At 65.5% G+C, this 19835-nt stretch carries 19 protein-coding genes; 12 read left to right on the top strand and 7 right to left on the bottom strand.

The window, feature by feature from the left end; genetic code table 11:
• Positions 1–23: 23 nt before the first annotated feature.
• From C457_RS17625 to C457_RS17610, 4 genes are read left to right on the top strand one after another with little or no spacing between them, the layout of a single operon-like run.
• On the top strand, positions 24–1127 hold the full coding sequence (locus C457_RS17625) for an extracellular solute-binding protein (protein ID WP_008096786.1): 1104 nt from the start codon (positions 24–26) through the stop codon (positions 1125–1127).
• Positions 1128–1129: 2 nt separating this feature from the next.
• On the top strand, positions 1130–2068 hold the full coding sequence (locus C457_RS17620; RefSeq protein ID WP_008096784.1) for an ABC transporter permease: 939 nt from the start codon (positions 1130–1132) through the stop codon (positions 2066–2068).
• The gene (locus C457_RS17615) at positions 2065–2946 is read left to right on the top strand and encodes an ABC transporter permease (protein WP_008096782.1); all 882 of its coding nucleotides are present in this window, start codon (positions 2065–2067) and stop codon (positions 2944–2946) included. The genes C457_RS17620 and C457_RS17615 overlap by 4 nt, the downstream gene beginning before the upstream one ends.
• On the top strand, positions 2946–3686 hold the full coding sequence (locus C457_RS17610) for an ABC transporter ATP-binding protein (RefSeq protein WP_008096780.1): 741 nt from the start codon (positions 2946–2948) through the stop codon (positions 3684–3686). The genes C457_RS17615 and C457_RS17610 overlap by 1 nt, the downstream gene beginning before the upstream one ends.
• An 87-nt stretch (positions 3687–3773) precedes the next feature.
• Here C457_RS17610 and C457_RS17605 read toward each other — a convergent pair whose 3' ends face one another.
• The 4 genes from C457_RS17605 to C457_RS17590 form a co-directional block, all read right to left on the bottom strand.
• Positions 3774–4898 (bottom strand): ABC transporter permease, encoded by a 1125-nt coding sequence (locus C457_RS17605; protein ID WP_008096778.1) that lies wholly within the window; start codon positions 4896–4898, stop codon positions 3774–3776.
• Between the two features lie 5 nt (positions 4899–4903).
• Complete coding sequence (locus C457_RS17600) at positions 4904–5566, bottom strand: ABC transporter ATP-binding protein (protein WP_008096776.1); 663 nt, start codon at positions 5564–5566, stop codon at positions 4904–4906.
• Positions 5563–6828, bottom strand: coding sequence for a hypothetical protein (locus C457_RS17595; RefSeq protein WP_008096774.1), 1266 nt, complete (start codon positions 6826–6828; stop codon positions 5563–5565). The genes C457_RS17600 and C457_RS17595 overlap by 4 nt, the downstream gene beginning before the upstream one ends.
• Before the next feature lie 167 nt (positions 6829–6995).
• On the bottom strand, positions 6996–8282 hold the full coding sequence (locus tag C457_RS17590) for a DUF6498-containing protein (protein ID WP_239640776.1): 1287 nt from the start codon (positions 8280–8282) through the stop codon (positions 6996–6998).
• A gap of 120 nt (positions 8283–8402) precedes the next feature.
• Here C457_RS17590 and C457_RS17585 point away from each other — a divergent pair, with 120 nt between their 5' ends.
• Together C457_RS17585 and C457_RS17580 are read left to right on the top strand one after the other, a co-directional pair.
• Entirely contained in the window at positions 8403–8750 is a 348-nt protein-coding gene (locus C457_RS17585; RefSeq protein WP_008096771.1) for a hypothetical protein, read from the top strand.
• 73 nt (positions 8751–8823) lie between these two features.
• Positions 8824–10254 carry a DUF6498-containing protein gene (locus C457_RS17580; RefSeq protein ID WP_008096770.1) on the top strand — a complete coding sequence of 477 codons (1431 nt, stop codon included), beginning with the start codon at positions 8824–8826 and terminating at the stop codon, positions 10252–10254.
• 110 nt (positions 10255–10364) lie between these two features.
• On the opposite strand, the gene C457_RS17575 is transcribed toward C457_RS17580, so the two are convergent.
• From C457_RS17575 to C457_RS17565, 3 genes are all read right to left on the bottom strand, one after another.
• Positions 10365–10676, bottom strand: coding sequence for a DUF7521 family protein (locus tag C457_RS17575; protein ID WP_008096769.1), 312 nt, complete (start codon positions 10674–10676; stop codon positions 10365–10367).
• A gap of 1 nt (position 10677) precedes the next feature.
• Complete coding sequence (locus C457_RS17570; protein ID WP_008096768.1) at positions 10678–11049, bottom strand: ArsR/SmtB family transcription factor; 372 nt, start codon at positions 11047–11049, stop codon at positions 10678–10680.
• A gap of 343 nt (positions 11050–11392) precedes the next feature.
• Complete coding sequence (locus C457_RS17565; RefSeq protein ID WP_049913698.1) at positions 11393–12577, bottom strand: LolA family protein; 1185 nt, start codon at positions 12575–12577, stop codon at positions 11393–11395.
• Between the two features lie 131 nt (positions 12578–12708).
• Here C457_RS17565 and C457_RS17560 point away from each other — a divergent pair, with 131 nt between their 5' ends.
• The 6 genes from C457_RS17560 (at position 12709) to C457_RS17545 (ending at position 19717) form a co-directional block, all read left to right on the top strand.
• The gene (locus C457_RS17560) at positions 12709–13584 is read left to right on the top strand and encodes a hypothetical protein (protein ID WP_008096766.1); all 876 of its coding nucleotides are present in this window, start codon (positions 12709–12711) and stop codon (positions 13582–13584) included.
• Between the two features lie 89 nt (positions 13585–13673).
• Complete coding sequence (locus C457_RS17555; protein ID WP_008096765.1) at positions 13674–15197, top strand: PAS domain-containing sensor histidine kinase; 1524 nt, start codon at positions 13674–13676, stop codon at positions 15195–15197.
• 14 nt (positions 15198–15211) lie between these two features.
• On the top strand, positions 15212–15328 hold the full coding sequence (locus C457_RS20985) for an ATP-binding protein (protein WP_008096764.1): 117 nt from the start codon (positions 15212–15214) through the stop codon (positions 15326–15328).
• Positions 15329–16070: 742 nt separating this feature from the next.
• Complete coding sequence (locus C457_RS17550; RefSeq protein ID WP_008096763.1) at positions 16071–18935, top strand: bacterio-opsin activator domain-containing protein; 2865 nt, start codon at positions 16071–16073, stop codon at positions 18933–18935.
• A 116-nt stretch (positions 18936–19051) separates the two neighbouring features.
• Positions 19052–19195: a rubrerythrin-like domain-containing protein gene (locus C457_RS20255; RefSeq protein WP_004971811.1), complete on the top strand. Its 144-nt coding sequence runs from the start codon at positions 19052–19054 to the stop codon at positions 19193–19195.
• 60 nt (positions 19196–19255) lie between these two features.
• Entirely contained in the window at positions 19256–19717 is a 462-nt protein-coding gene (locus tag C457_RS17545; RefSeq protein ID WP_222114937.1) for a nucleoside deaminase, read from the top strand.
• The last annotated feature ends 118 nt before the right edge of the window (positions 19718–19835 follow it).

Here is a 19835-nt window from a genome sequence, read left to right as displayed (position 1 = left end):
TCATCGGGGGTTCTGCCGCGGCGTTGGCGGGTCTCGCCGGCTGTCTGACGACGAGTAATTCCGAACGTGACGCCTCTTCGACTGGCTCCGGCGGCGGCGACGCGGAGACGTACGAGGTCGGGTATCAGGACTTCCAGACGAACATCGAGGCCACCGCGTTCCCCGATACGCTGTACTTCTACTGCGTGCAGTCCGGGTGGATGAACTGGCCGTCGCTGATGCAGTCGTTCGAGGATTCCTACGGCGTGGCGGTCCACGACGACGATCGCTCGTCGGGCGAGGCGCTCCAACACATGCGCTCACACTCGAACAACATGACTCACTCCGGGTACAACGGCGGCTACACCTACGGCATCGTCGCCCGGAACGAGGGCTTTACACAGGCGTACAAGCCGCAGGGGTGGGACAAAGTGCCGGACACGCTCAAGACCGACGACGGGCACGTCACGGCGACCCGCCGGGTGACGACGGCCGTGACCTACCGGAAGGACATCTACGAGGAACGCGGCCTCGACGAGCCGACCACGTGGGAGGACCTGCTCCAACCCGAAATCACGCAGGACCTGGCGCTCCAGACCCCGCAGGCGGCGGTCGGGCTCGCGGCGGCGCTGTCGGTCAACAACGCCCGCGGCGGCAGCATGGACGACCTCCAGCCCGTCGTCGACTACTACGAGCGGATTCAGGAGGGCGGCGCTGAGTTCACCGACAACTTCCTCGCGCAGTTCTCCCGCGGGGAGTACGCGACGTTCGTCCGGTACGACTACTCCGGCCTCGACCTCAAGTACAACAACGACGAGGTCGCAGAGGAGAACGTCGGCGTCGCGCTCTTGGGCGGCGAAAACGGCAATAAGGGCGCGCTCAACATGCCGTACGGCTACGCGCTCTTGGAGGGCGCGCCGAATCCGGCGGCGGGCAAGCTGTTCATGGACTACGTCCTCTCGCTGGAGGGCCAACAGCAGTTCCTCGACGCCTACGTCAGGCCGATTCGCTCCTCGGAGCTGGAGCTTCCCGACGAGTTCATCGACCCGGCCGAGTACGACCGGACGGAGTTCCAAGTCGACTACAGTCAGTTGGTCGACCGGCAGGAGGACATCATCCGAGAGATAACGCGCGGCGCGAACATCTGAGGATGTCCGACCGACACGCCGAGAACAGTCCGCTCTCGACGCTCCGGGCGCTCACGGCGCGGGTGGTCGGCGCGTTCGAGACCGTCGCGAACCCCGTCACCGAGCGAGAGCGCGAGTACCGCCGCATCGTCGCGCTGTGCGCGCCGTTTTCGGTGCTTCTGTTCGTCGCGGGCCTGTATCCCCTCTCCGAAGTCGTTCGCATCAGCGTCTCGACGGCCCAGTACCGGTCGGTCGGGTTCTCGCTCGACGCCTACGCGACGCTGTTCGGCGACCCCTACTACCGACAGGTGGCGTTCAACTCCCTGTGGCTGGCCACCGGGACGACGCTCGTCTCGGTCGGACTCGCCGTCCCCATCGCGCACGCCCTCGAAAAATATGACCTCCCCGGCGAGGACCTCCTCGTCACGCTCGTCTCGTTTCCCATCAGTCTCCCCGGCATCGTCGCCGCGTTCATGATTCTGGTGCTGTTCGGGAACAACGGCGTCGTCACCGCGGTCACGGCCGCCCTCACCGGGGCTCGACCCACCGACCTTGCGTTCGCGGTCAGCGTCCCGGGACTGTTCGTCGCCTTCGTGTACTCGATGGTGCCGCGCGCGACGCTCATCCTCCGCGGGACGTACGCCGAGGTCGACTCGGCCGCCGAGGAGGCAGCCCAGGCGCTCGGTGCGACGCCGTTCGAGACGTTTCGGTACGTCACGCTCCCGCAGATTCGACCGGGCATCACCGGCGCGCTGATTCTCACGTTCCGGACGGGACTAGCGATTTTCGGGACGCTCGTCGTCATCCAGACGCTCGTCGTTTGGACGCTCCAGCTCTCGCGGGAACTCGGCGTCGGCTACGACGTCCAGGTCGCCGGTGCGATGGCGACCGTCTACTTCGCGTTCACGTTCCTGTTCACCGTTCTCGGACTTCGGTACACCAGCGCGGAGGTCGGGATATGACGTTGTCCCTCTCGCGTCGATTCGGGCGGTCTATCGTGACGCTGGCCCTGTTCGCGACGGTCGCGTTCCTCATCGCGCCCATCGTCCTCACCGTCGTTGCCTCGTTCGCCACGAGTTGGACCGGCGTCCTCCCCTCCGGGTTCGTCACCTTCGAGAACTGGCGGGCGGTGCTGGGGCTCGCGGACACGATTGGCTCACAGCGCAGCATGGGATGGCGCCCCCTGTTCAGCCTCCCGCTCGGCGGCGAGAGGCTGACGGTGTTGGTTCCGGCGGAGTTGGCGTTCAGCATCGGGCTGGCGCTCGGCGGCGTCCTCATCAACCTCGTCGTCGGCGTTCCCATCGCGTACGCGGTCTCCCGCTACGAGTTCCCGGGCAAAGAGTGGGTCAACGCCGTCTCCGTGCTCCCGCTCGTGCCGGGCGTCATCTTGGGTGTCGCGTTCCTCCGAGCGTACCCGGACCTCTCGGCGACGAGTTTTGGACTTATCGTCGGCTACTCGCTCTTGAAAGCGCCGTTCATGGTGATGGCAGTCCAAAGCGAGTTCGAGTCGATGCCGCTGCGGCAACTGGAGGAATCGGCTCGCTCGCTGGGCGCGTCGTGGCCGCGGACGTTTCTGACGGTCATCGTACCGAACGCCCGCTCGGGTATCGTCTCGGGAGCCATTATCTGTTGGGCGCTCGCGGCCGCGGAGTTCAACTTCTCGTACATCGTCTGGGCGAAAGGTACCCAGCCGCTGGCGCTCTTCTTGCAGCGACACATCTCGAACAGCTCGTTCACCAAGGCGGCGGCAGCCGTGTCGATGTTCTTTTTCATCATCGTCGCGGTCACCCTCCTCCTACAGCGGGTCGGTCGCCGCGGATTCGACACCAGAGGTAGCTAATGGCAGACGTGACACTAAACGCGGTCCGAAAGGACTACGACGACACGACGGCGCTGGACGGCGTTTCGCTCACCGTCTCGGACGGCGAGATTCTGGGCGTGCTCGGCCCCTCGGGGTGTGGGAAGACGACGACGCTTCGAACCGTCGCCGGCTTCGAGACGCCGACCGACGGGACGGTCAGGTTCGACGGCGAGGACGTGACGAACGTCCCCCCGGAGAACCGAAACGTCGGGTTGGTGTTCCAAGAGTACGCCCTGTTCGACAACATGACCGTCGCCGAGAACGTCGCGTTCGGGCTGAAGATGCGAGGCGTCGGGAAGCGCGAGCGGCGGAATCGGGCCGAGGAACTGCTCGAAATGCTCGACATCGGCGAGATGGGCGACCGCGACCCGACGACGCTCTCCGGCGGCCAGCAACAGCGCGTCGGGCTGGCGCGCGCGCTCGCTATCGAGCCGAACATCCTCCTGTTGGACGAGCCGATGACGGGGCTCGACGCCCAACTGAAGGCGCGCCTGCGGACGGAAATCGGCGCGCTACTGGCGGAGTTGGACGTCACCGGACTCTACGTCACCCACGACCAGGAGGAGGCGATGGTGATGTGCGACCGGGTCGCCGTATTGAACGAGGGTCGCGTCGAGCAGGTCGGAACGCCCCGTGAGATATACGAGTCGCCGGCGAACGAGTTCGTCTCGGAGTTCGTCGCGCTCGACGCGCCGGACCTTCCGTTCGTTAGGTGGTGATTCGCGGGGGCAAGAGACGCGGTTGTGGACGGCGAAAAGCCGAGGACACGGTCACCTCGGTCCGACCGCGGCACCGACCCGCTAGCGCTAGCTTCGAATCGCTTCGACCGGGCGCTTGTTGGCGGCTTTCCACGCCGGATAGATGCCGCTGAGAACGCTCGCGAACGCGCCGAACCCGAAGCCGATGAGCAGGTATCTCGCGCTCGCCCACCGGAACACGAGCATCGGCGAGCTGTAGAGCGCGTTGTACAGGACCGCGCCGATGAGCGCCGACAGCGCGGCACCGACCGCGCCGCCGATGAGTCCCAGCAGCGTCGCCTCCGTGAGAATCATCCGGAGAACGTCCTGTCGGCGGACGCCGACCGCGCGGAGCACGCCGATTTCGCTCCGGCGTTCGATAGTGCTCATCAGCATGATGTTCAGGATGCTCACGCCGGCGACGACGAGCGATATCGAGCCGATGCCGAGAAGCACCAGGTTCAGAGTGCTGAACAGCGAGCCGACGCGCTGATTGAGGCCACCGAACGACGACGTTCGGACGACTTCCTCGCCGGTGTTGAACCGGGCCTCCGTCGCGTTGGCAAGGTGCTGGGCCGCGTCGCCGTCCTCGGCGATAATCGTCACCGAGGAGTAGCCCTGTTTGTCGAGCGCCGGCGGCGAGACCACGACGCCGCTGGAGCGGAAGCCGATGCCGCCCTCCGCGAGAATCGCGCGGACCTTGTACGACTGGTCTCCGACGATGACGAGGTCGCCGACCGTGACGTTCAGCTGCGCCGCCGTCTCGTTGTTCAACAGAACGCCCGTGCGGAACGGCTGTGGAATCGTCCCTCGGTGGGCGCTATACAGGTCGCTCGGATGGGTCACCTGCTCGACTCTCGTATAGGTCTCGGCGGTGTGCGACGAGGCTTGGAGGCTCCCTTCCTTGATGGGAATCACCGTCGCGTTCGAGGCGACCTCCCTGATGGCGCTGACCTGCGCTTCCGTCAGGTGTCGCTGGTCGGCGTCCTCTCCGGGCATGACCGTCGCCTGGTTCGTGATGTCGCTGAACTGCTGGGCCGTCCCGTACCTGAGCGCCGAGCCGGTGATACCGAGTCCGGCGATGGCGACCACACCGATGACGATTCCGAGCGCCGCTAAGACGGTCCGAAGCCTGTTACGCCACAGGTTCCGCCAGGCCATGACGACGCTCGGGAATCTCTGTCTGGGGTCCATTCAGCTCACCGCCTGACTCCGTCGACCAGTTCGACCGTTCGGTCGGCGTAGTTCGTCAACTGTTCGTCGTGCGTGACCGCCGCGATGGCGACGTTCTCCTCGTTTTTCATTCGGGTCAGTTCGTCGAGGATGGTCGCACCGGTGTCTTGGTCGAGGTTGCCCGTCGGCTCGTCCGCGAGGATGATGTGCGGTTCGTTCACGAGGGCGCGAGCGATGGCGACACGCTGCTGTTGGCCGCCCGAGAGCTGATTCGGCTTGTGCGAGAGGCGCTCACCGAGACCGACGCGGTCGAGCAGTTCTCTCGCTCGGTCCGTCCGGTCGACGGTCGAGTCCCACATCGAGGGGACAGCAACGTTCTCTACCGCGGTGAAAATCGGAAGCAGGTGGTACGCCTGAAACACGAAGCCGATACTCTCCCGACGGTGGTCGGTGAGTCCGTCGGTCCCGAGGTCCGTCACGTCTTGACCGTCGAGGGTGACTGTGCCCTCAGTCGGCGTGTCGAGTAGGCCGATGACGTTCAACAGCGTGCTCTTCCCGGACCCGGAGGGGCCGATAATCGCGACCATCTCACCGCGGTTGACCGCGAGGTCAACGCCTTTCAGCGCCGCTATCTCCTCGTCCCCGTTATTGTATCGTTTCACGACGTCGGAGAGTTCGATGACGCTCATCGTCGCTTCCAGAGGACGTACGCGCCGCCGCCGAGCGCGACAACAGCGACGAGAGGCAGGACAAGCCCGCCGAGACCGCCGAGCGCACCACCCGACCGGGGCTGTGGCTGTGAACGTCTGTCGGAAGGGCCAGCACCTGCCTGATTCGGACCGCCCATGTTCGGAGCCGGTCCCGCCGCGGCTCTCGCGCCGGCGCTCGTCGAACTGAGGTTGACTGTCACGGTGTCGGTCCGGCGCTCGCCGTCGACGAGATACCGAACGCGAATCGGGACCTCCGTCGCGTCGCTCTTCGTTCGCGTTATCAGCTCGAACGTATCGAACTTACTGTCGTTGACCGCGCCGACGAAGTACTCGCCGGACGCGCCCATCGGACTCACCGACGCCGTGTCCTCGACGCGCAACAGGACGGACTTGACGTTCGTCCCGCCGACGTTGGCGGCGTCGCCCTGGATCGTGACGATGCCGTCACCCGACGTCTCGACGCCGACGAGTTGGATTCTCCCTTCGAGTTGGTCCTCGTCGGACTCGTTGACCACGCTGAACACGGTTTCGTCGGAGACTGTCTTCGGAGACCCGTCGTTCGTGGTGTAGGTCGCCGTCGCGTTGAGCGTCTTCGGTCCGGCCTCTTCGAACGTCACGTTGTATCGGAACGCCCGGTCGACACCGGGGTCGATAGAACCGGTCACTCGTTCGGGGTCCACGACGGACCCGTTGCCGGAGAGCTGCAGCCGAACGGTCGAAATCGCGTTGGAATCGCCGTTGGCAACCGTCACGTTGACCGGCGTGTCGGTGTTGGCCGTCGGCTCGGACGCCTGCACCGAGACCATGACCGAACTCCGCTTTGTGACGGTGATCAAAAGCGGGTACTTCAGATGCTGGGTGTCACCGCTGTCGGACCTGACGACGGCGTGAACCCGGAGATTGTGGGTACCGACGTCCGAAAGCGAGAGCGAGAGGGGCACGGAGAGCGTGTTCCCGGGAGATATCGACCCGACATCCTCGACCCGAGCGTGTTCTTCCGTGCCGCTGACGGAGCGCACGTACATGTCGGTCAGCGTGATGCTATCGGAACTCGTCGCGACGTTCGTGACGTTCGTCGTCACGGTGAACTGCTGTCCCGGCGAAGGGTTCTCCGTCGAGACGTAAGCGCCGGATATCGACGCCTTCGCCTGCTCGGCCGAGGTGAGACCGACGGAGGCGACGCCGGCGTTCACGACGACGGCGAGCAGCAGCGCGAGCGAAACGACTCGTGTTCGTCTCATACACTCCCTCTCGATGAGGGGTAGTTCGGGGACTCAGCGGTCGATGCGACTAACGCGGCACCCTGTTTCGTACGGTGCCGTTTGGAGTTGTGGTGGAGGGCTACGTTCCGCATTCGTGTAACCAAAAAATGTCTACTGTTAATTATTTTCTGGTTGACTAATCTACTTCACCCCCGACCCTCGTTCCCCGCGTGCGGTTTCGAGGGCTCCGACACCAAGCGGAACTCTCGGGCGACACTCGGCGACTGCCCGCCAATTCCCGCGGCGTCCGGCGGGAGGTGGGGAAGTCGGTACTCTCGACCGTCGCGTTCCACCCGGAGCGTCTCGGTTCCGAACAGTCGGTCGGTGACGGTCCGAGCGCGCTCCATCTCGGCGCGCGACTCGCGGGAGAGTCGCCATTGTGGCCCGAGCAGTCGGTCGTAGCCGACGAGTTTCTCACCCCCGGTTTCTTCGCTGGCGGTGCGGTACTCCATCGCCAGATACCGGAACGACCAGTCGAAGACGCCCAGCGCGGTGAACGCCCCAGCGACTACCACCGCTCCACCGAGCAGTTCGACCGCGACGCCGTCGGTCGTCGCGGTACTGAGCAGGCCGAACAGCGTCAGCGCCCCGCCCAGTACGAGCGCGAGCGGGGAGCGGAGCCCGCGGACGACCCCGCCCACGACGACGGCCGCGGGCTTCGGTCGGACGATTTCGGACCCGTCCCGCGAGCTCTCGATTCGCTCCCACTCGGGAGTGTCGGGAGCGAATCCGAGTTCGACCGACGTGCGCTCGTCGAACGCCTCCAGTCGGTCGCGGTAGACGCCGACGATGTCGGCGAGCAGTTTCACCGCGAGCACAAACGCCAGCACGAACGGCGGGGGTGCACCCGCGATGACGAACCCCCCGCCGATGAGGAGCGCCGAGCCGGTCCCGGCCATCGACGTGAGCGCCGACCGAAGCGGCTGCTGCGGCGGGACCGACGCGTAGGCCCCGCCGAGGAGGTAGCGGCCCACGTCCACGGCCCGGCCGACGACGACGGCGAGCACGCCCAACCCGACGGAGACCGACTCGGCGTCGGTGAGCGTCGCGCCCGTTGTCTCGCCGACGCCGCCGACCCCGATTGCACCGAAGAGGGCCCAACCCACGCTTCCGATGGCGAGGGTCATCAGGATGGCCGGGAGATTCGCGACCTGAATCGACAGCGGTAGGACGGGGAGACTGATTCGCCCGCGCTTTTCCGACAGGGCACCGAACACGAGCCACGAGAAGCCGTCCGCGTTGTAAGTCGGCTTGCCCTCCGCGAACAGCGCTTTCACCGCGGCACCGACGAGGCACGCGCCGAGTTCGACCCAGTAGACCGCCAACAGCGCCACGAGCGACCAGTCGAGCGCGAGCACGCCGACGAGCGGGACGGCGTTGACCGCCATCAACACCGCCACCTTCGCTCGTCGTCTCTCGCTGGGTGTGAGCATTGTTGATAGAGAGACATTTCCCTCGGGGCAGTTAGGTGGTCTGACTCGCGTCGGGCGGTCGGAACCGCGTTTCCGCGCCCGGAAAAAAGATTGATGTTGTCAACAAATTATCTAGAACGCGTGCGTCCCTCCACTCGATACCTCGCCTCCCTCGTCGTCGGCCTCGTTGTCGCCGGTGTGGCCGTCTCGGCCCCCGACGCGCCGGGATTGTTTCCCGTGGCAATCGCTCCGCTGTACGCGGCGACGACCGCGCTCGTCCTCCGTCACCGCGACGGGTGGAAGCGACTCTTCCGGTTCGGAGACCAACGCTGGAGCGACCGAAAGCGGGGTGCGATCGGGGGCGGCATCGGCGCGCTCAGTTTCTCGCTGCTGCTCTCCCTCTCGGTCCCGGCTGGAATCACCGGAATCGGTCTGATGTTCTTCGGACAGGCGCTCACGGTCGCCGACTACGAGTCGCTCCCCGAGTAGTGGCGCGCCGTCGAGGCGGTTGGAGGACGGGTTTCATCAGATATATGACCGGATGACCGAAACGACACGTCCGATGGCCCCCCCACGGTACGGCGACGCCCCGACTTCGTCTCTATCCGCCGGCATCGGGTTCCTCCCGGTGCTCTCGGCAAATCTCCTCCCGCTCGCCGGTGTGCTGTGGTTCGGCTGGAACCCCGGGACGCTCCTCGCGGTCTACGTCCTCGAACTGCTGTTTTTGTTCCCGCTTTCGGGCGTGAAGGCGCTGTTCGCCGGCCGGCCGCCGACCTCGTCCCGCGAGGACGGCGTCTTCAGCCTGTCGGAAAACGACCTCATCGACAAGCGCGGAAGCGTCATCATCCACGACCGGCTCCCGCCGGTGTACCCGCGTAACGTCCCCTTTTCGACCGCCGTCATCGGCGGCGGCGCGTGGGTCGGCGTCTTCCTCCTCGCGCCGCTCTCGGAGGTCATCTCGGTGCTCGACGTACTCGCCCGCCCGGAGGCGGTCGTCAGCGTCGCCGCGCTCGTCGTCGGGCAGGCCGGCGAGACCACCGCCACGTTCCTCCGGGGGAACCGATACGCGGAGCGCTCTCCGTACGCCCTCGTCGAGATTCCCGCCCGGCAAGCGATGTTTCTCGCATGTTTCCTGTTCGTCGTCATCCTCGGCGGCGCGACAGTCGCGTTCGTGGGGTTCGTGTTCGTGAAAGTACTCTTCGAGTGGTCTGGCTTCCGCGCAGAGCAGGGCGGCGGCGGCCGGCTTACGAGTTGGCTCTCCGGCCCCGACAGCGACGCGACCCGCGACGAGGTCGACGTTCCCAGCGGCCGCCCCTCGGTCGCAATCGACGCGGACCGTCGCGCGGTGGTCGCGGCCGCGGTCTGGCGCGCAGTCACCACGACGGGACCGTTCTACGTCACCATGGCCGCGATGGTCTGGATCGGCGGGACCGCGTTCGTCGTCGAGGGGACCACCTCGCTCGCGGTCTGGGTCGGGTTCGGTCTCTTCGGGCTCTGCCTCCTCGCGTTCATGCTCGTCGGCGATATCGTCGAGAGCGTGCTCGCGAGCGGGTGGCTGACCTACCGACGTTTCGGCGACCGCCTCGTCGTTCACGACCGCCTGACGAACGAGTCGCAGTGGGCGACGGCGGTCGGCGACCTCCGCGACGCCGAGGTCGTGGCGACTCGACCCACCGACCGCTACCTCGGAACGCGAACCATCGCGGCGACGGTCGGCTGGGGCGACGACGAGACGGAACGCACGCTCGGGCCTGTTGCTGACGCCGGGGCGTTCGTCGAAGCGCTCGACCTCCCGGTCGGCTCGACCGACCTCCCGCCGCTCGACCGCCGGTTCGTCGGGGCCGCCATCGCTTCGGTCGTCCTCACCGCGATCGGCGTCGTCACCGTGATTGTCACCCCGCTCGGTCCGTCCACGAGTTGGTTGCCCGCGCTGTTCCTGTTCCCGGTTTTCGCCATCGTCCCCAAGGGGTTCTGGAAGCTCGCACACTCGTGAGGCGAGACGACCAGAGCGGTTTGTGAGCGAACCAAAAAGTGCGGAGAAGAAGACGCGTGAGTGAACGAGTAGAGCCCCGACGAGGCCGCCCGAGACGACCCGGGGACGGACTACCCTCGCGAATGTAACGAGTAGGCGATGAGCACGACGCCACAGAACTGAAACAGCCGCGTGACGAGCGTGAGCGGCTGTTGGTACTGGAGGCCGATGTAGCCCTCGCGCAGGAGCACCGACCCGACGAAGGCGACGCCGAACGCGACGGCCGTGAGGAGGAACAGACCCGCGGAGAGCGACCGCATCGTCCGGCTGTCGTGACGGCGGTAGCCGCGATAGGCCTGATAGCCGACGTAGCTCCCGACGAGCGTCGACCCGAGAGCGAGCGAGACGATGAGCCAGTCGAGGACCGCGGATAGCGTCGTCATCTCAGAGGTCCTCCCACATCCGTTTGAACCGGTCTGCGGTGTCGGTCTCCCCCTGGCCGGGGAACGACTCGTCGTCGGTGCGCGTCAGCGACGACTCGAACGACCCGTCGTCTAGTTCCACGGAGAACTCGGAGAGCGTGGCGGCGTAGACGCTGTAGTGGTTGTTACTGGTTCGAATTTCGGTCTGTTCGTCGAGGAGTCCGTACGCTTGTAATCGTTCCACCCGACGGTAGACCGTCGGTTTGGACATCTCACACTCGTCGGCAAGCTCTTGTGCGGACATTGGTTTGGTACTCGTCGCTGCGAGGATGTCCCGGGCGTACTCGTCGCTGAGGAGGTCGAGAATATCGCCCAGCGCCGGTTCCTCACTCACGGTGGTCGAATGACTGCTCGTCGGACTAATAGGCCCATGGGTTTCCACCCCTGTTGGTCGCGGCGACCGATTCGGGACGGGTGTACGATGGGGCTGTCGGGATAGCACGGTGGGGCTGCGGGTTAGCGCGGGGATACTGCGAGGCAGTACGGCGATGCTGTGGAGGGACTGTCGCGTCAGCGATGACCGCGATGGGTGCCGGAGTGCTGTCAGAGGGCACAGAACGGTACTGCTCGGGAGGGCAGTACGGTGTCGGTTCGGCGGGGCCCATCGCAGTTCAACCGATGCGCCGGGAGATAATATAAAAAGGGGGCCAGTTTCTGACCCAGAAACTCGCGCGGTTTCAGGCGGGACAGCCGACCGAGCGACCGACTTCGACGAGGCGGTCCGTCTCGACGCCGGTCCCGCGAACGGTGTAGCCGTAGCCGTCGCAGTTCCACGACACCGAGGTGGTCGGACCGTAGTCGATAGTCGCCGGCCGGCCGCCCACCGTCGCGTCGCGCTCGTCGGCGTCGATGTCCAGCGTGTAGTTGAACTTCGCGACCGTGAGTTCGCGGCCGCCGGCGGCGTAGCGGAGTCCGACCCCGTCGATGCGACCGGTGGTCCGCGTGGCGTAGACCAGTTCGAACGCGGGCGGGACCGTCGGCTCGGGGACCGAAACCGAACTCCGCGCTTCCAGGTCGGCCCTGCTCCGGAACCACTCCGTGTTCGGCGTGTTCGGTCGCTCGACGGTCGTGTTCGCACCGATTTCCGGCCGGAACGCGTCCGCCGACACGGCTGCATCGAACGTGACGTTCGTGTACGTGGTCGTCACAGAGCGTCGGGACCCGTCTGCCGTCCACGACGTCTGTTTGCGAAGCGGGTAGAACCGCTCGGCGTCGAGCCACAGCCGCTGGTGGTAGCCCGCCTCGCTTCGATTCGCCTCGGGCGCGATATCGATGACGTACGCCTCGCGCCCGTCGACGGTGTCGGTCTCGACGAATTCGACGACGTAGCTGTGATTCGCGTCAGCCTGCGGGGCGGCACCGGCATGTCGCGGTACGACGGGTAGCGGCGACACGCCGATTGACTGCGGGCGACCGGCGTCGTCGGTCAGCCCCGCGGCCGCGACGAGGAGTTGGAGTCGCTCGGCCGTCCGCGACTCGGTCGGTGGGCCCGTCAGCTCGATGGCGGTCACGGTGTCCCGGTCAGTGTCGTGAAGCCAGAGCGTCGAGCCGTTCGAGACCTGCCGGTCGTACTGTCGGTTCGCCGCGTTCCGAAAGTGAACGCGCTTCCGTTCCGTCTCCGGGACGAGCGTCACGTCGGCGACGGTGCGAGACGTGACCGTTCCATCGGTTCGAATCTCGACCGTCTGCGTTCCGGTGAGCGCGTCGGTTGCGCGGTAGCGCTCGGTTACGTTCGCGTCGACCGAGGGGCTCGCGTCGCCTATCGCGCCGCCCGTCGTCCAGAGGACCGCGGGGAGCGCGACGGCGACGAGCACGAACACGGCGAGTGTACGTCGGTTGGGTCGGAGTGGAGGGCGAGTCATACTGGGAGCACTCTGACAGGGAGTTCGACTGCGTGTCGGGGGGCCGACGGCTAAATACTTCTGGACGACGGGGGCGTTCGAAACCCGAGCGGACCGATAGCTACTCCCTTCGCGGGTGAGATGGCCGGGACATGTCGCCCTCCACTAGCTCCGCAACCCGAAGGCAGGCGTGGCTCTGCGCCTTCCAGTGGGGACTCGTCCAAGCGTTCGTCCTCGACACGCTCGGCCGATTCCTTCGGAACTACTACCGCGCGACGACGGGTGTCGCGTTCCCACCCGACTGGGTGGTCTCGATTCAGTTCGCCGCCCCACTCGGCCTCCTCGTCGGCGGCTTCGGCGGCTATCGCTGGGTGACGAGTGGACGATCGGCCGCGTCGGCGTCGGCACACCGCAAGCGGGTCGTTTTCGTCGGGGCGCTGTTCGTCGGCTGGGCGCTGGCTATCGTCCCGACCGCTGTGTTTCAGTTGGTCCTCGACGAGCGTCTGTTCACGGTCCCGTACTTCGTCCTCCCGACGCTCACGGCGCTTTCGGTCTTCGCGGGCGCGTCGCTCCTCGCCTACCGCGCCGAGGCGGGGTGGTACCGAAAGCGGCGAAACCGACTCGTCGGCGGGGCCGCGGGCGGCTGTACCGGCGTGCTGGTCGGGGTGTTCGGCTTCGTCGTCTACTCGTGGTATCTTCTGGCGACGCAGACGAACTACAGTCTCAATGGCGGTGCCGGAATCGTCGCGGCCGCGTGCGTCGGTGCCGCCGCCGGCTACGCCCGGACAGAAGGCGACCGCGCGGGCGACCGAGCGCGCGAGTACCTCGTCCTGCTCCTGGTGTCGGCGCTCTCGCTGTCGCTCGCGGTTGGACTTGTGACGCTCGCCCTCGCCGTCGTCGGCGTCTCGGTGTTCCTCGGCTCGTCGGTCGTCGTGCCGGCGATTCCCGTCGTCGGGTCGGTCGCGCTCGCTGGCTATCTGGCGTTCGTCGCCGAGACGACGCTCGTCGGTCGGTTCGTTGACGGGTGACTCACCGCCCGAGCAGCGACGCTCTCTCGTCCGTTCGCCGTCCGAATCGCCGAGCAGTTTATCAGCATGTGGACGGTACTCAACCAGTAATGTCATGTGAGCGGAGCGAACTGTTCGAACACATCGAGTCCGACCTCATTCTTCGAGAGTTCTTTCAGGAGGTGACCGAATACGCGATATTTCTCCTCGATGCGGACGGGTTCGTGGCGACGTGGAACGAGGGTGCGAGACGGATAAAGGGCTACGAGCGAGACGAGATTATCGGTCGTCACCTGTCTGTCTTTTATCCCACCGACGGGGACGGCGAGTCTCCCGAGACGGTGCTCTCAATCGCCGAGTCCGAGGGAAGCTACGAGGAACGCGGGTGGCGGGTCCGGAAGGACGGGTCGCGCATCCTCGCGCACGTAATCGTCCGCGCGCTGAGCGGCGACGACGGGGAGCTCAGAGGCTTCACGAAAATCGTCCGAGACGTCACCGAGACCTACGAGTACCGACAGGAGTTAGAGCGGAACCGCGACCGCCTCGAACGCACCGAACAACTGGCCGACATCGGCGGATGGGAGGTCGACTACGAGACCGGCGAGCTACGACTGACTGATGGGACCAAACGGCTGGTCGATATCCCGTCCGACGCGGAGGTGACGCTCGACGGACTCGGGGACTTCTTTCACGAGGACGACCGCGCTGTCATCGACGAGGCCATCGAGAGTGCGCGGGTCAACGGCGACCCCTTTGACGTCGAAATGCGGGTAGTAACGGCCACGGGGCGAACGCGATGGGTGCAAGTTCGCGGTGAGCCGACTGACAGCGGCGCCAACGTCCGCGGCGCGGTGCGCGACATCTCGGACAGGAAAGAGCGCGAAGAGCGGCTCATGGTGTTGAACCGAGTGCTTCGCCACAACCTTCGGAACAACCTCAACGTCGTCAGCGGGTACGCGAGCGAGCTGAAACGGGACCTCGAAGCGCTCGACAGCCCGTCGATAGACGAAGACGACTACGAGCGGTTGCACGAGACGCTGGCGAAACTCAGCGAGACGACCAGAGGTATCGATTCGGAACTGCGGACGCTCGACACGCTGGTCGCCGCGGCGAGCCGATTCTCGACGGAGGCGATGGTCTCGAAGACGGACCGAATCATCGAGAACGCCGACAGCCTCGTGTCGACCGGCGAGAAAGCCCGGCAGTTCGAGAACGCCGTGGAGGGGAGCACGGACAGACACCCGGTCGGCGTCAGCGACGTCTTCGCCGATCTCAAACGGACGTACGAACGGAAGCACCCCGAGGCGGAGGTTCAAATCGGACCGAGCGAACAGACCGTGCTCGCGAGCACGCACTCGCTGTACCTCGCGCTCGACGAACTCGTACAGAACGCCATCGTCCACAACGACAGGGACCGCCCCGTCGTCGCGGTCTGGTCGCGACGCCTCTCAGGCGAGCGGGTCGCAATCGCGGTCGAGGACAACGGCCCCGGTATCCCGCAGACCGAGCGGGAGATTCTGAAACGCGGGAAAGAGACCCCCCTGACGCACGGAAGCGGAATGGGGCTGTGGACCGTCCACTGGTTCGTCACGCAGTTCGACGGCGAGGTGTCTATCTTGGACCGNCCCCCCTGACGCACGGAAGCGGAATGGGGCTGTGGACCGTCCACTGGTTCGTCACGCAGTTCGACGGCGAGGTGTCTATCTTGGACCGCGCCGAGGGCGGGTCGACGGTCGAACTCAGACTCCCCGCGCCGGAGAACTGACGCGGCGTATTTGATATTAATTGAACTATTCAGGTGACCCAGATATTTCAGATAATTCAGATTTTCTGGGTTCTTCTGGTAATGGAGGTTCGTCAAGATACTCACAGTATCCTAACAATGCCGGTACTGCGAAGATGGCCGTCGAGAAGCACGACCCAGAACAGCATCACACTCCGAGAAATTTAGATTAGGTGGATTATTTACTGTGTCTGGTTCGACCCTCGGAGCGGTCGAAGACGGGCTGTCTCACTTGCATCCGACGGAGAGACACGGTCAAAAGAGCACCGTAACCGCAGTACTGAGAGCTCCAGCTAGTGGAAAAGTCGTCGTTATCGAGGCTACCCGCGTAGTTCCAGTTATCCACATATGCACCGAACCCGAGTCGTGTGGGTCGCTTAGATTCTCGTGGTTATCTGAATAATCCACATCTCGCGTAGAATCTCTGTGAGGTCGGTAACGTGCGGTGGTGACGACGTGTGAGCAATCTAAATTATCTGGATTAGTTGAATAGTCGAAGACACGCACATAGTTTGAGCAACCCGGCTACTCCACGTGGTGCACAGGAGAGAGCGACCGCGGACAACCTGCGTAGTTGGAAGAACCCACATTCCCTGACAAATCTAGAATATTCAAAATATCCACATAATCTGATGAACTTGGAAAATCGAGGGTATCTAAATTACTCAAGGTTGCGATGGTAAGATAGCGAACGCCTTTGTCAACGGGGGTTTGGTCTCTAGCCATGTCCGGTGTCTCCGATTCTGGCAGCGTGCTGGTCGTCGGCGAGAGCGACTGGGTGACGCGGTTCGCCGAGGGACTCGATTCGCGACCCGGCGTCACCGTACTGAAAGCCGAGACGAAGGCGGCGGCACTCCGCGCAGTCGAAGCGGACGAGGTCGACTGCGTCGTCGTCGACGCCGACCTCGCGGACGCGACCGTCGTCGACCTCCTCACAGACGTTCGCTCGACGGTCGCGACCCTTCCAGTGGTCGTCGCCGCGGACGGCGGGAGCGACGTCCTCGCTAGCGAGGTCCTCGGTGCGGGCGCGACTGACTACGTCGCGCTTGACGCAGACTCGCCGGACGTCGAAACACTCCTCGCGCGGACCGGACGGGCGCTCCGGTCGGCGCGACAGTCGGCCGGCGAGCGCGAACGCGCCAGGCAGTTCGACGCGATGTTCGACGACGAACGGACGGCGACGTGGGTGCTCGACGGAGAGGGGTCGCTGACTCGGGCGAACCGGACGGCGCGGGAGTTCCTCGACGCGCCCGTCGACCCGCTCGTCGGCGGGGCCTTCTGGTCACTTCCGTGGTGGTCGAACGGAGACGACCCGACGAGCGACGACGTGCGACGGCTCGTCGAGGACGCGCTCGGAGGGACGGCCGGGAACGCGGTGGTCCCACAGCCGTCGGAGACCGGAAGACGACGCATCGTCGAGCTATCGGTCCGCCCCGTGACCGACGAGCGTGGGGAGGTCGCGTCGGTCGTGGTCGAGGGTATCGACATCACAGCGCGGGTGTCCCTCGAACGAGACCTCCGCCGCTCCGAGGAACTCCACCGCGTCACGCTCAACAACATGACCGATACGGTCCTCATCACCGACGAGTCGGGGGCCTACACCTACGTCTGTCCAAACGTCCACTTCATCTTCGGCTACACCGCAGACGAGTTGCGCGAACGGGTCCCCATCGACGAACTGCTGGGGGAGGACCTCTTCGACCGCGACGAACTCGCGGAGCGCGGCGTCCTGAAAAACATCGAGAGTACGGTGACCGACAAGGCCGGCCGCGAGCACACCCTTCTCGTCAACGTCCGTGAGGTCTCGATTCGGGACGGAACGCTGCTTTTCAGTTGCCGCGACATCACGAAGCGCAAGCAGCGCGAGGACGCGCTGACGACGCTCCACGAGACGGCTCGCGAGTTCCTCTACACGGGGACTCACCGACAAATCGCCCAGCGCGTCGTCGACGATACGCCCGGCGTGCTCGCGCTCGATGCGAGCGCCGTCTACCTCTTCGACGCCGACGCCAACGCGCTCAGACCGGCGGCGTACTCGCCGGCGATGCGCGAGGCCCACGGCCCGCTCCCGACAGTGCCCGCGGACGGGGAGACGCTCCCGAGCCACAGTTTCGTCGAGGACAGTGCGCTGTACTTCGACGACGTGCACGAGGCCGACCGGTTGGAGAACTCCGTGACCGGTCTCCGGAGCGTCGCGTACGTCCCACTCGGAGACCACGGCGTGTTCGTCGCCGGCTCGACCGAGGTCGGAGCCTTCGACGCGGTGGCGCGGGAACTGACCGACCTGCTCGCGGTGACCGCCGAGGCGGCGCTCGACCGCGTCACGCGCGAATCCCGACTCCGCGAACAAGACCGGACGCTCCAGCGACAGAACGACCGGCTCACCGAGCTAAACCGAATCAACGAGACCATCCGCGAAATCGACCAAGCGCTCGTCGGAGCCCAGACGCGCGAAGAGATAGACTACACCGTCTGCGAGCTACTGACCGCCGCCGACCGGTTCGCGTTCGCGTGGGTCGGTTCCGTCGACCCCATCGGCGAGACTGTCGAGCCCCGCGCGTGGGCCGGCGACGAACGGGGCTATCTCGACAGCACGACGTTCGAAGTCGCGGCGTCGTCGGTCGAACCGGCGGGACGCACGGCGGCGACCGGAGAGGTGACTACCGTTCCCAACGTCGCGTCCGGTTTCCGGGACGAACCCTGGCGGAAGGGCGCGCTCACCCGAGACTACCTGTCGGTGCTCAGCATCCCGCTCGTCTATAACGACCTCTCGCACGGCGTGTTGACGGTGTACGCGACGACGCACGACGCCTTCGACGAGACGGCGACCGCCGTCTTGGCCGAACTCGGCGAGACCATCGCGTCGGCGCTGAGCGCCCTCGAACGGAAGAACGCACTGCTCACCACGGCCGTCACCCGCGTCGGGTTCGCCGTCGACGACCCCACGTTCGTCCTCTCGCGACTCGCCCGCGACGCGGGGTGCACGCTCACCTACCGTGGAGGGGTCCAACAGTCCGCCGAAGGAAACTACGTGTTCGTCACCGTCGAAGACGGGGCGGTCGAATCCGTCGCGGCCGCGGCCGACGAACTGGTCGCCGTCGCCGACGTACGACGGATAAGCACCGACGGGGACGCCGGCGTCCTGCGCCTACGCTTGACCCAGCCGTTTCTCGCACCGGAGCTTGCGGACCACGGTGCCGTCCTCGGCGAGGTGCGAGCGACCCCCGAGGAGACGACGCTCGTCGTCGACGTCCCCGAGAGCATCGACGTTCGGAACGTCACGCACCTCGTCGACGAAGCGTTCGCCGGCGTCGAACTCCGCACCAAACAGACGCTCGACCGCTCGACCGAGCGCGACCTCTTCTCGCGGTTCCTCGACAAGCTGACAGAGCGACAGCTCGAGGTGCTCCAGACGGCCTACTACAGCGGCTACTTCGAATCGCCACGGGAGAACACGGGCGAAGACGTCGCCGCGACACTCGGTATCTCCCCGCCGGCGTTCTACAAACACGTGCGGACCGTCCAGCGGAAACTGTTCGCGACGCTGTTCGACGAGCACTCCGGTTCCGCCACCGGAAGAGGCGGGTAGGTTCGTTATCTAGCCGGTATTCTCTCGACTGGTTTGGTGTGTAACTACCTCATATTCCCTTGTACACCTATTACGCATGGGCAGAGCGTCCGGGACACGACCGGCGCTCGCGAACCATGAGAGATGTCGAATCCACCCCCGGCGAGGAAGGAACGTACGAATGCTTCGAGTGTGGCGGTATCGTCCTCACCGAACACAACCCGCTACGCTGCCCGGACTGCGGAGGAGCGATGCGCAACCGACGGACGGCAATTGAGTAACCGCGCGAGGGCGCGGTCGTCGTTCGATTTAAGCAGCTCGGCGTGGAGACCGTAGGCGACGTGACGACTCACCTCGACGACTTCGACCACGAGGCGCACATGCGCGAGAGTTTCGAACTCGCCCGCGAGGCCGCCGCCCGCGGCGACGAACCGTTCGGCTCCGTCCTCGTCCGCGACGACGAGGTCGTCATGCGCGACTCGAACCGCATCGTGACGGAGTCTGACATTCGTCGGCACCCCGAGTTACAGCTCGCCTATCGGGCATGCCGAGAGTACGACCCCGACGAGCGGGCGGAGACGGTGATGTACACCAGCACGGAGCCCTGCCCGATGTGCGCCGGCGGGATGGCGACCGCCGGCTTCGCGCGCGTCGTGTACGGCGTCAGCGGCGACGAAATCGGAGAGTTCACGGGTTCGAGCCCCGGCGTCCGGTCGGCGGCGATTCTCGACGGCGTCACCGAGGTAGTCGGCCCGGTGCTGAACGAGGAAGCCCGGCAGATTCACCGAGCGTACGAGTGGTAACCGACGGCTCGAAAGCCCCGGCCGGCCGCGGCCGAACGGCGCTGCAGCCACGCGCGGACGCCGCGATTGCGGCGAACCAGAATTATCAGTTATTAGATGATTTTATCGAATGTTCTTA

Origin of the sequence: Haloferax prahovense DSM 18310, assembly GCF_000336815.1 — an archaeon.
Taxonomy (GTDB): domain Archaea; phylum Halobacteriota; class Halobacteria; order Halobacteriales; family Haloferacaceae; genus Haloferax; species Haloferax prahovense.
Note: the sequence above shows the minus strand (reverse complement) of the source record. Positions and strands in the feature narration are given on the sequence as shown.